This is a genomic window from Blautia sp. Marseille-P2398 (assembly GCF_964240315.1).
Classification (GTDB): Bacteria; Bacillota; Clostridia; order Lachnospirales; family Lachnospiraceae; genus Blautia_A; species Blautia_A wexlerae.
Map to the genome: position 1 here is coordinate 16,541 of NZ_CAXSTD010000012.1, position 15,360 is coordinate 31,900.

At 42.8% G+C, this 15,360-nt stretch carries 16 protein-coding genes; all 16 read right to left on the reverse strand.

Annotation, left to right across the window (positions count from 1 at the left end; all coding sequences use genetic code 11):
- Positions 1-65: 65 nt before the first annotated feature.
- Positions 66-383: a metal-sensing transcriptional repressor gene (locus ACESZG_RS13685; protein ID WP_373218559.1), complete on the reverse strand. Its 318-nt coding sequence runs from the start codon at positions 381-383 to the stop codon at positions 66-68.
- A 289-nt stretch (positions 384-672) separates the two neighbouring features.
- Positions 673-1,992 (reverse strand): MATE family efflux transporter, encoded by a 1,320-nt coding sequence (locus ACESZG_RS13690; protein WP_055052823.1) that lies wholly within the window; start codon positions 1,990-1,992, stop codon positions 673-675.
- Between the two features lie 121 nt (positions 1,993-2,113).
- Complete coding sequence (gene miaB / locus ACESZG_RS13695; protein ID WP_373218560.1) at positions 2,114-3,514, reverse strand: tRNA (N6-isopentenyl adenosine(37)-C2)-methylthiotransferase MiaB; 1,401 nt, start codon at positions 3,512-3,514, stop codon at positions 2,114-2,116.
- 153 nt (positions 3,515-3,667) lie between these two features.
- Positions 3,668-4,567, reverse strand: a complete 900-nt coding sequence (locus tag ACESZG_RS13700) for a M14 family zinc carboxypeptidase (RefSeq protein WP_008703215.1) — start codon at positions 4,565-4,567, stop codon at positions 3,668-3,670.
- Positions 4,568-4,718: 151 nt separating this feature from the next.
- On the reverse strand, positions 4,719-6,764 hold the full coding sequence (locus tag ACESZG_RS13705) for an LPXTG cell wall anchor domain-containing protein (RefSeq protein WP_373218562.1): 2,046 nt from the start codon (positions 6,762-6,764) through the stop codon (positions 4,719-4,721).
- A gap of 137 nt (positions 6,765-6,901) precedes the next feature.
- Positions 6,902-8,152 (reverse strand): glutamate-5-semialdehyde dehydrogenase, encoded by a 1,251-nt coding sequence (locus ACESZG_RS13710; RefSeq protein ID WP_195382508.1) that lies wholly within the window; start codon positions 8,150-8,152, stop codon positions 6,902-6,904.
- A gap of 14 nt (positions 8,153-8,166) precedes the next feature.
- Complete coding sequence (locus ACESZG_RS13715; protein WP_008703219.1) at positions 8,167-8,724, reverse strand: 5-formyltetrahydrofolate cyclo-ligase; 558 nt, start codon at positions 8,722-8,724, stop codon at positions 8,167-8,169.
- Positions 8,702-8,923 carry a DUF896 domain-containing protein gene (locus ACESZG_RS13720; RefSeq protein WP_008703220.1) on the reverse strand — a complete coding sequence of 74 codons (222 nt, stop codon included), beginning with the start codon at positions 8,921-8,923 and terminating at the stop codon, positions 8,702-8,704. The genes ACESZG_RS13715 and ACESZG_RS13720 overlap by 23 nt, the downstream gene beginning before the upstream one ends.
- A gap of 92 nt (positions 8,924-9,015) precedes the next feature.
- A complete protein-coding gene (gene proB, locus ACESZG_RS13725; RefSeq protein ID WP_195981111.1) occupies positions 9,016-9,873 on the reverse strand; it encodes a glutamate 5-kinase in 858 nt (285 codons plus the stop codon).
- A 104-nt stretch (positions 9,874-9,977) separates the two neighbouring features.
- Positions 9,978-10,472, reverse strand: coding sequence for an rRNA maturation RNase YbeY (gene ybeY, locus ACESZG_RS13730; RefSeq protein ID WP_022381407.1), 495 nt, complete (start codon positions 10,470-10,472; stop codon positions 9,978-9,980).
- Positions 10,469-11,479, reverse strand: coding sequence for a PhoH family protein (locus ACESZG_RS13735; protein ID WP_008703224.1), 1,011 nt, complete (start codon positions 11,477-11,479; stop codon positions 10,469-10,471). Before ACESZG_RS13735 ends, ybeY begins: the two co-directional genes overlap by 4 nt.
- A gap of 140 nt (positions 11,480-11,619) precedes the next feature.
- Entirely contained in the window at positions 11,620-12,804 is a 1,185-nt protein-coding gene (locus ACESZG_RS13740; protein ID WP_118330373.1) for a sporulation protein YqfD, read from the reverse strand.
- The gene (locus ACESZG_RS13745; protein ID WP_020993926.1) at positions 12,798-13,082 is read right to left on the reverse strand and encodes a YabP/YqfC family sporulation protein; all 285 of its coding nucleotides are present in this window, start codon (positions 13,080-13,082) and stop codon (positions 12,798-12,800) included. Before ACESZG_RS13745 ends, ACESZG_RS13740 begins: the two co-directional genes overlap by 7 nt.
- A gap of 73 nt (positions 13,083-13,155) precedes the next feature.
- Positions 13,156-13,692, reverse strand: a complete 537-nt coding sequence (locus ACESZG_RS13750) for a DUF2284 domain-containing protein (protein ID WP_022381410.1) — start codon at positions 13,690-13,692, stop codon at positions 13,156-13,158.
- A gap of 38 nt (positions 13,693-13,730) precedes the next feature.
- On the reverse strand, positions 13,731-14,210 hold the full coding sequence (gene rlmH, locus ACESZG_RS13755; protein WP_195382511.1) for a 23S rRNA (pseudouridine(1915)-N(3))-methyltransferase RlmH: 480 nt from the start codon (positions 14,208-14,210) through the stop codon (positions 13,731-13,733).
- Positions 14,211-14,260: 50 nt separating this feature from the next.
- Positions 14,261-15,352 carry a chitobiase/beta-hexosaminidase C-terminal domain-containing protein gene (locus ACESZG_RS13760; protein WP_195480719.1) on the reverse strand — a complete coding sequence of 364 codons (1,092 nt, stop codon included), beginning with the start codon at positions 15,350-15,352 and terminating at the stop codon, positions 14,261-14,263.
- Between the last annotated feature and the right edge of the window lie 8 nt (positions 15,353-15,360).

Here is a 15,360-nt window from a genome sequence, read left to right on the forward strand (position 1 = left end):
CTTTGCAGTTCCCGGATCTTTGTTCTGCTGTACTCTGATTCTATAATAATCTGGACACACAGCTTTCACTTCATCAGTTTCTGCAAAGTAGCCACCAGCTCATCGATTGTATCATCCTTGCCCCTGCGGATATCTCTTGCCACACAGTTGCGGATATGGCTGGCAAGCAGTTCTTTGTTAAATGCGTTCACTGCTGCGTTGACTGCTGCGGACTGGATCAGGATATCGTTACAGTACGCATCATTCTCCAGCATACCGATAATCCCTCGGATTTGTCCTTCCACACGTTTAAGACGATTGATCAGCTTCTTTCTCTCCTCCTCAGAACGCATTGTATGTTTAGTGCAACAGGGACAGACTTTTTTCTCCTGTGTTTCTGCCATATAGGAAATCCTCCTTCTGATTTTTATGAATAGATTCTGTTTTATATAAATTTCTGAAATATATAACGATTCCAAAATACCCTTATGGGGTATCTTTATAATAGTCACTATATACCCTTATGGGGTATTTGTCAATACTGTTTTTTCATATCGGAAACAAGTGGTGTGTGAACAGTAACAAAGATTACCGTGAACAGAGTAAGCAGCAGTAATACAAAAAAGAGCTCTCACAGAAAATAACCGCCGGTAATATTCTGCCGGTAATTATTTTTCGCAAAAGCTCAAAGACCTATACTCTATGCACTTTTCTTCTGACAAAATAAAAACAGGTGACCTGCATAATGATCGTCAGCATCCAGGATGCAGGATAGGAAATAAACAGAACAGCCAGTGATCTGTGATGCGGGAATATTCCAAAGATCCATACGATTCTGGTTCCTACTGTTCCGATCACTGACAGGATCATTGGAACGCCGGAATGTCCCATTCCACGCAGGGCACCCGGAAACAGATCCATAATCCCGCAGAGAAAATAAGGTACGGTAGTGTAAGACAGGATTTCCAGTCCGCAGCGGATCACTTCCGGATCGGCAGTATAAATCTTAAGAATCTCAGAACCGAAGAAATATGCACCGCATCCAAGGGAAAAGGAGGTAACTACGGAAATAATAAGACAGTCGACCAGAACCTTATCCATACGTTTAAATTTATGCACACCATAGTTCTGACTGGTAAAGCTCATACATGCCTGTGTGACAGAGTTCACCGCCACATACAGAAAACCGAAAATATTATTGGCCGCCGTATACCCTGCCATGGCGGTCGATCCAAAGGAGTTAACCGAGGACTGAAGCAGAGCATTTGACAGATTAATGACTGTGCTCTGGATCCCGGCCGGAATCCCAACCTGGAAAATCTGTTTTAAATAGACAGTATTGATCCTTAATTTTCCAAAATGAAGCTGGTAGCTGGTTTTCGATGTACGCAGACATCTGAGTACCAGAATGCAGGAAATTAACTGGGAGATCACAGTAGCAATGGCTACGCCCGCCACATCCATATGAAACATGATCACGAGGATCAGATTCAGTACTGCATTTACAACACCGGAAATAACCAGAAAGATCAGTGGACGTTTCGTATCTCCTACAGCCCGCAGAATCGCAGCTCCATAATTATAAAGCATAAAAAACGGCATACCCAGAAAATAGATTTTCATATACAGTGCAGACTGTCCGATCACATCATCCGGGGTACCCATCAGTTCCAGAGCCCATCTGGAAAAAATCAGTCCCACAAATGCCATGACGATACCGCTTACCAGTGCAAGAGTTACAGCCGTATGAACGGTATCTGACATTTCCCGGTCTTTTCCTGCCGCATAGAACCGGGCAGCAAGTACATTCGCACCAAGTGAGATACCAATAAACAGATTGGTAAACACATTGATCAGTGCTGTGGTTGAGCCTACGGCTGCAAGTGCCTGACTTCCGCTAAATCTTCCCACCACTATGATATCCACAGCATTAAACATCAGCTGCAGGATTCCGGACAGCATCAGCGGCAGTGAAAAGGAAATCAGCTTGTCCATGATGGTTCCGTTACACATATCTATTTCGTATTTATTTTGTTTCACTTTTATCTTCCACCCTTTATATCCAAATTGATATGGGCTTCTGTAGAAGTCCTTTATATTACTGTTCGTAAACAGTTAGTATTTTTCAATGTTTTTATTCTGCAAGGCTTCCGAAATAATAGAATCCCTTGCAGGTATCCAGTTTTACTTTTACATATTTACCGATCAGATCCTGACATCCCGGGAAATGGACCAGAAGGTTATATTCTGTTCTTCCTGTAAAGATACCTTTTTCTCTGCTTTCTTCCTCTACAAGGATTTCCTGAACAGTTCCCTCGAAACGTGAAGAGGTTTTTCGGCCTTTTTCCTGAACCAGAGCAAGAAGACGGTCAAAACGGTCTTTTACTACATCCTCAGGTACCTGATTCTCCATTTTGGCAGCAGGTGTGCCGCTTCTTTTGGAATAAATAAAGGTAAATGCAGAATCAAAATCACATTTCTCCACAACATCCAGAGTATCCTGGAAATCCTCTTCCGTTTCTCCCGGGAAACCAACGATAATATCTGTAGTCAGGGAAATATCCGGTACTGCCTTACGGATCTTGCCTACAAGTTCCAGATACTTTTCTTTGTCATAACGGCGGTTCATGATCTTTAAGATGCGGCTGCTTCCGGACTGCATGGGAAGGTGAAGGTGATGGCACACTTTTTTGCTCTCTGCCATTGTCCGGATCAGTTCATCAGACAGATCCTTCGGGTGAGAAGTCATGAAACGGATTCTCTTTAATCCTTCAATTGCTTCCACCTGTTTCAGAAGCTGTGCAAAAGTAACCGGATGTTCCAGTGTCTTTCCATAGGAATTAACGTTCTGTCCCAGAAGCATAACTTCCGTTACACCGTCAGCCACCAGACCTTTGATTTCTTCTATGATCGCCTCCGGTTCGCGACTCTTCTCTCTTCCTCTTACATATGGTACAATACAGTAACTGCAGAAATTATTGCAGCCAAACATAATATTGACACCCGTTTTAAAGGAATATTTACGGTCAGAAGGCATACCCTCCACGATTTCATCAGATTCCTTCCAGACATCAATGATCTGTCCCTCCGTATTTAAGCTTCTGTAGAAAAGCTCCGGAAACTTATGGAAGTTATGGGTACCGAAAACCAGATCAACAAAAGAATATTCTTTGTGGATCTTCTCAATTACTTCCGGCTCCTGCATCATGCAGCCAAACAATATAATCTTCAGTTCAGGATTCTTTTTCTTAATACTTTTCAGATGGCCAAGATGACCGTAAATCTTCAGGTTTGCATTCTCCCGGACTGTGCAGGTGTTATAGATGACAACATCTGCATCTTCTTCTCTGGATACTTCTGTATAGCCCATACGTTTCACGATACCGGCCACTGTATCCGTCTGCAGGGAATTCATCTGGCAGCCTGCATTCTGGATAAAGAAAGCTGGCGCCTTTTCATATTTTTCCTTCACAAGCTCTGTACATTTATTGATATATTCTAACTGTATTTTACTTTCCTGTGTATTATTATTCACTATTGATTCCTCATCTTTCTGTTTACAACATTTCGGGGCACTCTTTTTATCATACAGAATCTATGGCTTTATGTCAAACGCTAATCTCTGTTTTTACATGTTTTTATTACTTTTTATTTTCAGAGACTGTTTTTCTTTGACTGTGTGACGGATTTATGCGTTTGCCAATATGCCGCTGTTTAAAGAATAAAGATATTCAAGTGGAATCAGACGCAGTTCTTCCATATCGTCCTTGCGGTATTCCGGAATCTCAATTGCCAGAGAGGGCTGACGGATTACTTCCGCATAAAACTGTTCCGGAGATCCCATCTCAGGTTTTGCTCCGGCTTTTTTGACTCTCGCACCACCTGCAATCCCTTTTTCCAGACGATAGCCGGAACATTTCTGTAAATGCCTTGCCAGTCTGTAATTTTTCTGATTGTAGGCAAAGCCTTTCTCCTGTCTGCAGTAAACGATCTTCCCTCTGGAATAACTGAATGTAAGCAGGCCAAGGCTTGAATATTCCTGAAAAATACTGATCAGGGCACGAGTCTCATTCTCACTGGCAGGCTCCTGATTCACTCTTTTCCGCTGATAATAATTAGTCGGAAAATTTCTGCGCAGATCAATTCCCCTGGCATTACATTCATATTCTTCCACAGGCCTGTCCTGCATTTTCAGCATCTGTCTGTGGATGGGATTATGTATGGCACCATATCCGTATTCACATATCTCATAGCTGTCAGGATTCAGCATGGGGATCATACAGATACGAACCTTATCCAGAAGTTTACGAACTTCATAACTTTCTCCGATGGTCCAGTTGCTTTCATAGGATCTGCAGTAATCTTTTGCAATGGACAAAAGATATTCCGGGAGATTTCTGTCTCCGCTTTCCACTCCGCTCAGACAGATAATGCAGGTATCACCCTTTCCAATCTCAAGCATGGGGATCATTCTGTCATCATGACTTCTTCCGATCACTCTGAACTGGACAAAATTTCCATATCTCTGTCCGAGTTCCCACAATGCGAAGTATATTTTTTCATATGTTCCCATCTGTTCTGTTGACATACATTCTTTCCTCCTTTTTGGCAAATGTTCAGCAGCCTGGATCAGATTCCGGATTCTGACCTGTATGGACGGCTGAATGGCTGCCTTATTATTATATATATGAAAAGAGACAGGCCATAAGACCTGTCTCTTAAAAATAATTGAATTATATTTACATTTCTTTTTTACGTCTTCTTATCAGTACATAACCACCTGCAAGAACAGAAGCAGCAGCAAGAGCCAGCATAGTTCCGATCGGTGATTCATCACCTGTGGATACTGCTGATTTCGCTGTTCCGTTTGTTCCGTCTGCATAGGTTGTCGGAGTTACATCTGTAGTTCCTCCATCTGTAGTTCCGTCGCCGGATCCGGTTCCGTCTCCGTTTGTTCCGTTTGCACCTGGTGTGGTAGTGGCCTGTGTCAGAGGAGCTGCCTTGAACTGATAGGGCAGAACTTCGGAAGCATCTGTTTCCTGCCAGTCATTTCCACTGTATACCTGTTTTGCATATTTAATGTAAATAGTATATGCTTTCTCGGCATCTGTATAAATACCGCTCTTGGCACCAATTTTCCAGGATGTGTTCCAGGTTGACGGGTTAGAAGACATACTCCATCCTACAGGTACCCATCTGACATCACCTTCTCCCGGATTATTGTTCTGTGTACCTGCACCGATTACCTTGAAGTCATAGAAAGTATTCGGATAGAACACAAGTGCTTTCTCAAATCCCTGTACAACACTCTCTTTTACATCGGGTACTACCGGAGTATGAGATGGTGTAGGTGTAACAGGACGTTCCTTTGAATCAGGCTGGAACATTACAGAGCCATAATTACTCTTATCCTTATCACTGATCACACATACATAAATATCAACATCATAGTCAGGAAGATCAGTAACTTTTGCTGTTACATTTGTATCAGCCTCAATAGGAGCACCTACTCTGGAAGTATCGATTGTCGGTGCTTTCTCACCACGTTTTACCCAGTCAATATAATAGGTACCTTTTACATTTGACTGGAACTTAATTTTAATAGTACCACTTCCGGACCATTTGCATTCTTTTCCTGTTACTTTCAGTTTTTCTTCTGCAGGAGTTGGGGTAGGGGACGGTTCTGTTGTACTGACTAAAGTTCCGTCTTCTCCGATTTTAAGGCTGGAATCTCCCTCATATGTAATCTGAGAAAGAACATCCGCCAGTTTCACATCAGTAACAGCGTCACCCAGCTTTACGACTGTTCTTCCGGCGTTAGCCTCCTGAACAGCAACACCAATGGCAGAACCTGTAACAGCACCGCTTACATTGATCACACCGTCTTTGGCAAGCACAAGGTTACTTGTAGCTTCAAAAGAATTTGTAACCGTATTTCCTGTAACACTTACGGTTCCACGAATATTGACAGTTCCTTCACTGTAAATTGCACCGCCTGTTGCTGCGGAGTTTGCTGTGATAGTACCACCCAGGAGATATACATTTGCACCGGCAGCATTGTTGATCGCACCGCCATTTCCGGTTGTGGTATTTCCTGTCAGAGTTGTACCGTCAATTAATGCATAATTACCACTTGCTACTTCTACAATCGAACCGGTAACGTCATCGCCTGTACCATCAACAGTTAAACTGCCTGAACCGATAGCATTTCCATCTGAATCAGTCACAGAACCGCCTGCCATCTGAAGATTACCACCATTAACAGTAAACATACTCTCAGTAAAGCCTGCTGCACGTTTGATCGTAGTATTATCTTCAGCAGCAACCAGCATGATATTCTTTTTTTCAGGGACATTTATTGTGTTGTTGACTTCAATGGTTCCTTTTAATTTTACATAAGTAGGCTCACCATTTATCATATCCTCACAGTCCGGTACTGCTGCGAACGCTTCTTCCAGAGAAGTAAAGGAATTTTCGCCAATCACAATCGCAGATCCTGCCTCAGCAGCCTGCTCATCAGTTTCTTCAGCAGCCGGTGCCTCTGTAGGATCAGCTGTTGTTTCGGCAGGAGTTTCGGCCGGATCTTCCGGTGTCTCGGCTGGATCTTCGGCTGGTTCCTCAGGAGTTTCAGAAGGTTCTTCTGTATCTGCAGAGTCAAGTTCACCTTCCAGTTCGCCTTCGGCTGATGTCTCAGCAGCAGTATCTGCTGCAAATGTGGCTGTCGGTGCCATTCCTACAGACAGGGCACCTGCCATTAATAATGCAAAAAGTTGTTTTTTTCTCATTGTATGTCCTCCCATAGATGAGTTTTAGTTAAAATCACTACTGACACCATCCGATTTCTTATTCCCCACGAAGCAGTCAGTAATCCCAAATCTGAATTGAAGTATAGCACATCCCTCAGAAAAAATCAATGTGCTGTCTATGGGCGTACCTGTCCGTTTCCATAGATGATATATTTCGTTGTGGTCAGAGCCAGAAGTCCCATAGGTCCCCTCGCATGAAGCTTCTGTGTGCTGATACCGATCTCTGCCCCGAAACCGAATTCAAATCCATCTGTAAAACGTGTGGAGGCATTGACATAAACTGCCGCAGCATCCACCTCATCCAGAAACTTCTGTGCATGTTCATAATTATTGGTAATAATTGCCTCTGAATGTTTTGTATTATATTTATTGATGTGAGCAATCGCCTCTTCCACAGAAGAAACCACTTTAATAGAAAGAATATAATCCAGATATTCTTTGCCCCAGTCTTCTTCTGTTGCGTGTACAGCTCCCGGGATCAACGCATAAGCCGCTTCATCTGCGCGGATCTCCACATGTTTCTCCTGCAGACGCTTTGCAAGGACTGGAAGCAGGGCATCCTTTACATCTTTATGTACAAGAACAGATTCGCAGGCATTGCAGACGCCTACTCTCTGAATCTTGGCATTCATGATAATGTCTGCTGCCATCTCAAGGTCTGCGGTTTCATCCACATAAATATGGCAGTTTCCAGTACCGGTCTCAATCACAGGGATGGTGCTCTGCTCCACTACGGCTTTGATCAGGCCTCTGCCGCCTCGCGGGATGAGTACATCCACATACTGGTTCATCTTCATGAATTCTGCTGCTGTCTCTCTGGATGTATCAGAAATCAGCTGAATCGCATCCTCTGTCACGCCCTGTTCATTCAAAGTTTCCCTGATACAGTTTACAATGGCCTCGTTGGAATGGATCGCATCACTTCCACCCTTCAGGATTACTACATTACCGGTCTTAAAGCAGAGTGCAAATGCATCCGCAGTTACATTCGGTCTTGCTTCATAGATAATTCCGATCACGCCAAGAGGTACTCTCTTCTGCCCGATCAGCAGTCCGTTTGGGCGTTTTTTCATCCCGGTTACTTCCCCGACAGGATCATCCAGGGCTGATACCTGGCGCAGGCCCTCTGCCATTCCTTCAATCCTGCTCTCTGTGAGAAGAAGCCTGTCGATCAGCCCCTCAGGCATATGATTCCTTTTTCCAGTTTCCACATCCAGCCTGTTGGCATTGATCAGAGCCTGTGCATCCTTTACCAGTTTGTCTGCTACTGCAAGAAGTACTTCATTCTTTTTGTTTGTAGAAAGATTTCTCATTTCTGTTTCAGCTGCCTTCGCATTCATGCCAAGGCGGTTCAGCATTTCATTCATGTTCAGTTCCCCTTTCAGTCAGTAAGATAGCATATCTCCTCTTCTGTTACTATGATCTGCGGACAGATATCAGTAGGTTCTGTGGGAACCTCCGGCAACATCTGAAAAGAAAATGCAATGGCAACTCTTTCAAGCTGCGGATGTTTCTCAAGATAACGGTCATAGAAGCCACCGCCGTATCCGACTCTGTGGTTTGCTCTGTCAAAAGCCACTCCCGGCATGATCATAAGAGCCTTTGACCAGTTGACGATCTCCCCCGATACAGGCTCAGGAATCCCAAAATATCCGGGTTCCAGCCGGGCAAAGTCTGTCAGCTTATAAAATACCATATCCTTTCCCACAACCTTGGGAACTGCAACCTCCTTGCCGGCCTTCCATGCTTCTTTTATAAGATACTCTGTGACAACTTCATGGTTGTAATCTGCATATACCAGAATGCGGTCCGCATTCTTAAATGCAGGAAGTGCGGTCACTTTGTCAGTGATCGTGCGGCTCATTGCCTCTATCTGTTCATCTGTGTGCAGCTTTCTTTCTGCGAAAATCTTCTTTCTAATGTCTTTTTTTGATTCCATATTTTTCACCCAGATTAATGATTGTTCCGTCTTCCTGCTGAACATCCACATTGTCCAGCTGAGCGCGAAGGTTCATGCGGACAGATGCAATATATTCCTTGCGCAGCAGTTCTCTTTCTTTTTTCTCTTCTTCAGTAAGCCCCACACTTTTGGCTTTATGTGCAAGTGCATTAATGCGGTCGATTTTCTCAACTTCCATAGTTCTTCCTCCTGTTTTTGTCTGCGGCAGTCTGTCTGTAAACACTGCCATTTACTCTGTGAATGTCATTTGGCACCGGTAAATTTCCGGTATTATAACAGTCTGTCAATAATATCGATCAGATAAACTTCCTCTTTGGACTGGCTTACAAACAGCGTACCGTACTTGCGTCCCTCTGTAATCTTATGGATAATATGGAAATCGGCTCCGTTTGCGATCACCATATCTACGCCTGCTGCAGAAGCGATCTGTGCTGCTGTCAGCTTAGTAGCCATTCCGCCGGTTCCTACCTTACTTCCAGAAGTACCTTTTCCCATGTTAAGCAGATTATCATCCAGATTTTCTACCACATCAATGAATTTTGCATCAGGATTAGTATTGGGATCATCTGTAAAAAGACCATCAATATCTGATAACAGGATCAGCAGATCTGCCCGTACAAGTGCGGCAACCATTGCAGACAATGTATCATTATCTCCGAATTTCTCCAGATTCTGAAGCTCATAGGTGGAAATGGAGTCATTCTCGTTTACAATGGGAATCACTCCCAGACTGAGCAGTTTATCGAAAGTATTCTGAGCATTCTTTCGGTTAATATTATTAACCATAGTATTTTTGGTCATAAGAATCTGAGCGGAAAGCTGATTATATTCAGAAAAAAGTTTCTGATAAATCATCATCAGTCTGGCCTGTCCTACTGCTGCACATGCCTGTTTTCCTTTCAGTTCTGTGGGTTTCTCATGCATTCCAAGAGCTGCCACACCTGTTGCTATAGCTCCTGAAGAAACCAGTATGACATCTTTTCCCTGATTGCGAAGGTCACTGAGCTCTCTTGCCAGCACTTCCAGTTTGCGAAGGTTCAGTCTTCCTGTCTCCGAATGAGTCAGGGAAGAAGAACCGATCTTAATTACAATACGTTTTTTATCTTTAAGTCGTTCCCGGTAATCCATCTTTTTGTTACTCCATATAAATATATTTTTTGTAACTGTTCAGTGTCTTTACAGTTACGAGACAAAATCCATCAGAAATTGCCTGTAATAACAGAATTTGAAGATCAGCGTGTAATCCCAAGCTCCTCCAGGGCTTTCGCCTGTTTTGCCTCCATGACTGCCGCTTCCCCGGGAGTCATATGGTCATATCCCAGCAGATGCAGCATACTGTGTGCAACCAGAAAACAGAATTCTCTTGTCACACTGTGTCCGTATTCCTCTGCCTGCGCAAATACCTTGTCAACTGAGATCATGATATCTCCAAGAAGAAGTTCGTCTGTATCCAGATCAAAGTAAGATTCATCTTCCTCCACAATATCATATCCTGCCGGTGTCTCAAAAGGAATCATAGGGAAGGATAAAACATCCGTAGGTCTTGCGATATCGCGAAACTCAGTATTAACTCTCTCAATCTCTTCGTTATCTGTAAGTACAAGATTCACCTGTGCATCATAGGGACATTTTTCCATTTCAAGAACCTTGTCAGCTACCTTTACTGCCAGTGTCTCATAGTCGATCCCCAGTTCACGCTCTGTCTCATAATCAATCTGCATGTTCATCGTTCATTTACCCCGTTTCTGCGTCTTGCCGGTCTTTCAGGTTTTTGTTTCTTCTCATAGGCATCATAAGCCTGTACGATCTGCTGTACCAGAGGATGACGGACAACATCCTTGCTGGTAAGCTGGCAGAAGCCAATGTCATCTATTTTTTTCAGTACTTTCATTGCCACGTCAAGTCCGGATGTGGTATCTCTTGGAAGATCTTTCTGCGAGGCATCTCCGGTGATGATAACCTTGGAACCAAATCCGATACGTGTCAGGAACATCTTCATCTGTGCCGGAGTAGTATTCTGTGCTTCATCGAGAATGATAAATGCATTATCCAGTGTACGTCCGCGCATATATGCAAGCGGTGCAACCTCGATCAGGCCACGCTCCATATTTTTCGCAAAGCTGTCCGCTCCCATGATCTGGTACAGTGCATCATAGAGTGGTCTCAGATAAGGATCTACCTTGCTCTGCAGATCTCCCGGAAGAAATCCCAGCTTCTCACCGGCCTCAATAGCAGGACGTGTCAGGATGATCCTGCTGACCTCCTCATTTCGGAAGGCTGTGACAGCCATTGCCATCGCCAGATAGGTTTTGCCGGTACCGGCAGGACCTACACCGAACACGATCATTTTTTTGCGTATCTGTTCTACATAATCTTTCTGCCCCAGTGTTTTGGGCTTAATAGGTCTGCCCTGTATGGTGTTACAGATAAAATCTTTGTCTATTTCCGTGAGAACTTCGTTTCTCTGCTCCATTGCCAGAGAAAGAGCATAATTGACATTCTGTTTCGTGATCGTGTTGCCTCTTTTTGCAAGTACTGTCAGTTCTTCTATCAGTTTCTTCGCAGAAGCCGCATTCTGTTCATTGCCAAGTATCTTAAGGATTCCGTCTCTGGAGATCACTGTCACATTCAGTGTTCTCTCAATCAGCTTAAGATGCTCATCAAACTGGCCAAATACATTTGCTTCCAGTTCTGCGGGGACTTCTGTGTGTAATTCAATAATATTGCCAGCCATCCTGTGATGTCCTTTCCTGTTGATAAGTTAATAATGGATTATTGCCTCGTTTATGGACGATAATCAAAGTCCGGTTAAAACCAGATGCATCCATTGTAACACCTCCCTGCAACTTTTTAAATACAAATTTTTATGGAATTTTATGTTATCCGGCTTTTTTCGCCTGTCTGTTCGATGATAAGCAGGGTTCCTCCGGTAATGCACAGAGATTCTGTCAGCCTGGTAGTAATATGATTTTCACTGATCTTAATGCCATTTTGAAGCAGCTTCTTTTCATATTGATGAAATCTTCGCACAGCTTCCTTCTCGGCTTCTTTCCTGGTATAGGTTTCTTCTTTTATTGTATAATCAGTAGTTTCGGTCCATCCGATCCATACGGGAAGTATAAAATTTTCTGTGATACGCAGAGGAATTTCCTCTGTGATACGTTTCTGACCTGTATGTAATGTCGGATACAATCCCAGATACCAGTGCCCAAACCGGAAGTACATTTCTTTTTTCTTTTTGCCGGCAGGGATTTCTGTACGGTATTTTAATGGAAATTCCTGATAATAGGAAATTTGTCTGGAAATAAAAATATCCGCATCTGCATGAACGTATTCCTTTCGCAGGACTTCCTGACTGTCATTCATGATATGAAGTTCCCCGGATACCAGAAGTTCCCCTTTTTTGCAGGAATCCCCGGGCTTTTTTACCGGTATGCCCCTTCGGACGATCATATCTGTGATCACTCCGTCCTTGTCTGCTAGCAGATTACAGGGTGAGGTATTACTGTTGGTTTTTTGGGGGATAATTCCTTCCTGGATATTAAGAATCAGACGGGTTCCTTCTATTCTGGCAGATACCCAGGTAATCTCCGGAAAGTTTTTCCGTACAGCTGCTGCAACTTCTGAACAGTTGATCTTTTTTTTGGACATCCCATGGTTTATATCCTGCTTATCCAGAAAATCGAGGATTTCTCCGGTACTGTTTCTGACATTTCCTTCAATATGGATATTCCAGATTCTCCCTGTCAAAAAAAATATCAGGATACCTCCCAGAATCATGCCTGTAAAAAAAGCCTTTCTTTTTTTATTCCTTAAAAAAAAGAAGGGCATTCCCCGTCTCTGTATGATCTGAATATGTACACCTGTTTTATTCCGGAGAGGTCTCAGGCGAAAGAAATCAGCGGCCTGCATTTGTGCCATAAGCTGGCCGTCCTCTCTGTACCGGATCTTTTCCATATAAACTTTTCTGCTTTTGCAGAGATTCAGAAAGCGTTCCAGATTTTCTCCTCTTACAAGGATGATCACATAACCATATATTAATTTCAAAAATTTCAACATTCGCTGTCACCCGCTTTTATATCATAAATACTTCCCGTCACTTTCATTGCACTGGAATTGTACCAGCGGATTTCAAGATTTTTCCCGGATATGGTCACTTTTCCGCAAAAAGACTGTATCACAATTTCAGAAGGTGTATATTTAAAAACAGATTTATAATTTTCAATAACAGCTTCCGTCTGACCGGTCAGTGTGACGATTGTTTCATTATATGCCAGATCAGGCGGAAGTTCTAATGCCAGCACCATCCGGTTTTTCCATTGTCCTGCTTTTTTCATAAAAAAAGCTCCCCCGGCTTTTACTATCAGTCTATGCCGGAAGAACTTTCTTTAAAACACGTTTCAGCAGCAATCATCGAAACAAAACCATAGAAAACCACAGAATTGTATTTCCACCCAGATTATATTCCATAGATTCACGCTCTACAATCTCATTTACTACTACACCATGACTTTCCAGACATGGATGCATCCGGTCAGGATATCTGCATGGCTTTCCCTCTTTATAGGCACATTTTTCACAGATGTCACAGGATTCTGTAGACAGGATATAAGTTTCATACCCTTCTTTATTCAGATATTTTCCCACCTCTGTAGTCAGGTCCTCATGTGCCCGTCTTGTAGAAAGCATTTCTTCCATGTTCATGATATCCGAAACTTCCGCTACACTGGAAAAGAAAACAGCCTGAGGATAACTTTTTATTTTTTTTTCACATTCCTGCAGGGTTCCTACTGCGGGGGGACAGGCCCAGGTAGAATCATAACGTTCGCATTCTTCTTGGCAGATCGTGCGCACGCGTTCCTGAATTGTAATATCTTTTGTGTCCAGTATGCGGTATTCAAAAATCGGGTACTGTGAAATAAATTCTTCAAATTTTTCTGTGTTCATAGTTTTCTTCTTTCTTTTGGACTTGTTGGTACATTCGTTCATTTATGATAGGGTTCGTGATTCATAATGCGGTAGCTTCTGTATACCTGTTCCAAAAGGATCATCTGCATCAGCTGATGCGGAAAAGTCATTCTGGAAAAGCTGAGCTTATAATCTGCACGTTTCAGAACACTCTCACTCAGTCCTAAGGAACCTCCGATCACAAATGCAATGGAACTGATACCGGAAACTCCCAGTTTCTCAATTTTTTGAGAGAGTTCTACAGAATCCGGCGTTTTTCCATCAATTGCCAGTGCGATAACATAATCCTGTTCGCGTATATGTTTCATCAGACGTTCGCCTTCTGTATTTTTAATCTGTGTGTTCAGTGCTTCTGACGCTTTATCCGGTGTTTTTTCATCTGCTACCTGACAGAAAGTCAGCCTGCAGTATCTGCTCAGCCGTTTGGCATATTCTGCGATTCCGTCACACAGATATTTTTCTTTGATCTTTCCAACTGTAACAATACGGATTTCCATGATCTTCTTCCTTCTATTTTAATAAAATCAGCGATAAAATCACAGTATTTTTAGTACTGCAGATAATATTCCATAGCAGTCATTTTACTGGTCTTGCCATTTGCTGCAACAAGAATAACATTCAGCCTATGGTAACCCACAGGCATGGAGATTGGCTGTTCATAAACAGTACTGTTAAGATCCGGTTCAGAATCAAATGCATAATATGCCTTACATCCATCCGGAACAGTGATCTTAATCTCTGTTTTTTTATTGTAATCCCCTGATTTAGGTGTTACCTTAGGGGCTTTCGGTGCATTTAAAACAATCACATACTTTCTGCTGATCACATCACTTTCGATGTTTTTATCATTTACACCAAAGGCTTTTAATTCAGTTGTGCCTTCCCTCAGAATAATAGGTTCTGTATATACTTTACTCTTTCTGGTAGGTGTGCTTCCATCTAATGTGTAATAAATCTTTTGGCAGTTACCTTCCAGTTTCAGAGTCTGCGTTGTAGTATAGGTTCCGGGTGCAGGATTTGATACAGGTGTTTCGCAGATATATTCTGCGCAGGCATTCTGCACCTCTCTGTCAGCAGATTTCAGGATCAGTCTGACTTCGTTGGTCTTTCCCTCCTGTGTAAGAAGCTTCACATACTCTTTATATATTCCTGTTCCCGCAGTTTTGTTCTGGATAAACGGGCGCAAAACAAGAAGTGCAGATCGTTTATCGCCTGATTTCTCCATACTTTTGGCCAGAAGAAGATTGGCGGCTTCATTTTTGGGATTTTTATCCAGAGCATATTCTGCAATCCGCTGTGCTTCTTCATAGTTTTGCTGTGCATATTGTTTTTTTGCCCTGGAATATAAGGCAGAAAAAGTATTTAACTGCCGATAACAAAAGAACCCCAGCAGTGTCGCCGCACACAGAAGCAGACATAGAAGCTGTTTTCTGCTGAATTTCAGCTTTCTTCTTTTTGGATGTTTGAAATATTTTATAATTTCTGTTTTCTGTTTTTTTTCGGATGGGCGGTTCTGCTGCTCCTTTTTCATCAGAGTTTCCACTGTGCTGAATTCTCTTACCCAGGGTATCTCCGCAAGGCAATAGGGGCAGTACAGAGAGCCTTTTTCCACCTCTTTATGACATTTAGGACATTTCATAGACAGTC

What these genes read in the sequence shown, in the direction of transcription:
- rlmH (WP_195382511.1), bottom strand. Translation starts at nt 14,210, where the DNA reads ATGGAAATCCGTATTGTTACAGTTGGAAAGATCAAAGAAAAATATCTG.
- ACESZG_RS13705 (WP_373218562.1), bottom strand. Translation starts at nt 6,764, where the DNA reads ATGAGAAAAAAACAACTTTTTGCATTATTAATGGCAGGTGCCCTGTCT.
- ACESZG_RS13750 (WP_022381410.1), bottom strand. Translation starts at nt 13,692, where the DNA reads ATGAACACAGAAAAATTTGAAGAATTTATTTCACAGTACCCGATTTTT.
- ACESZG_RS13720 (WP_008703220.1), bottom strand. Translation starts at nt 8,923, where the DNA reads ATGGAAGTTGAGAAAATCGACCGCATTAATGCACTTGCACATAAAGCC.
- ACESZG_RS13715 (WP_008703219.1), bottom strand. Translation starts at nt 8,724, where the DNA reads ATGGAATCAAAAAAAGACATTAGAAAGAAGATTTTCGCAGAAAGAAAG.
- ACESZG_RS13700 (WP_008703215.1), bottom strand. Translation starts at nt 4,567, where the DNA reads ATGTCAACAGAACAGATGGGAACATATGAAAAAATATACTTCGCATTG.
- proB (WP_195981111.1), bottom strand. Translation starts at nt 9,873, where the DNA reads ATGGATTACCGGGAACGACTTAAAGATAAAAAACGTATTGTAATTAAG.
- ACESZG_RS13685 (WP_373218559.1), bottom strand. Translation starts at nt 383, where the DNA reads ATGGCAGAAACACAGGAGAAAAAAGTCTGTCCCTGTTGCACTAAACAT.
- ACESZG_RS13710 (WP_195382508.1), bottom strand. Translation starts at nt 8,152, where the DNA reads ATGAATGAAATGCTGAACCGCCTTGGCATGAATGCGAAGGCAGCTGAA.
- ACESZG_RS13735 (WP_008703224.1), bottom strand. Translation starts at nt 11,479, where the DNA reads ATGGCTGGCAATATTATTGAATTACACACAGAAGTCCCCGCAGAACTG.
- ACESZG_RS13740 (WP_118330373.1), bottom strand. Translation starts at nt 12,804, where the DNA reads ATGTTGAAATTTTTGAAATTAATATATGGTTATGTGATCATCCTTGTA.
- ACESZG_RS13690 (WP_055052823.1), bottom strand. Translation starts at nt 1,992, where the DNA reads ATGTGTAACGGAACCATCATGGACAAGCTGATTTCCTTTTCACTGCCG.
- ybeY (WP_022381407.1), bottom strand. Translation starts at nt 10,472, where the DNA reads ATGAACATGCAGATTGATTATGAGACAGAGCGTGAACTGGGGATCGAC.
- ACESZG_RS13745 (WP_020993926.1), bottom strand. Translation starts at nt 13,082, where the DNA reads ATGAAAAAAGCAGGACAATGGAAAAACCGGATGGTGCTGGCATTAGAA.
- ACESZG_RS13760 (WP_195480719.1), bottom strand. Translation starts at nt 15,352, where the DNA reads ATGAAATGTCCTAAATGTCATAAAGAGGTGGAAAAAGGCTCTCTGTAC.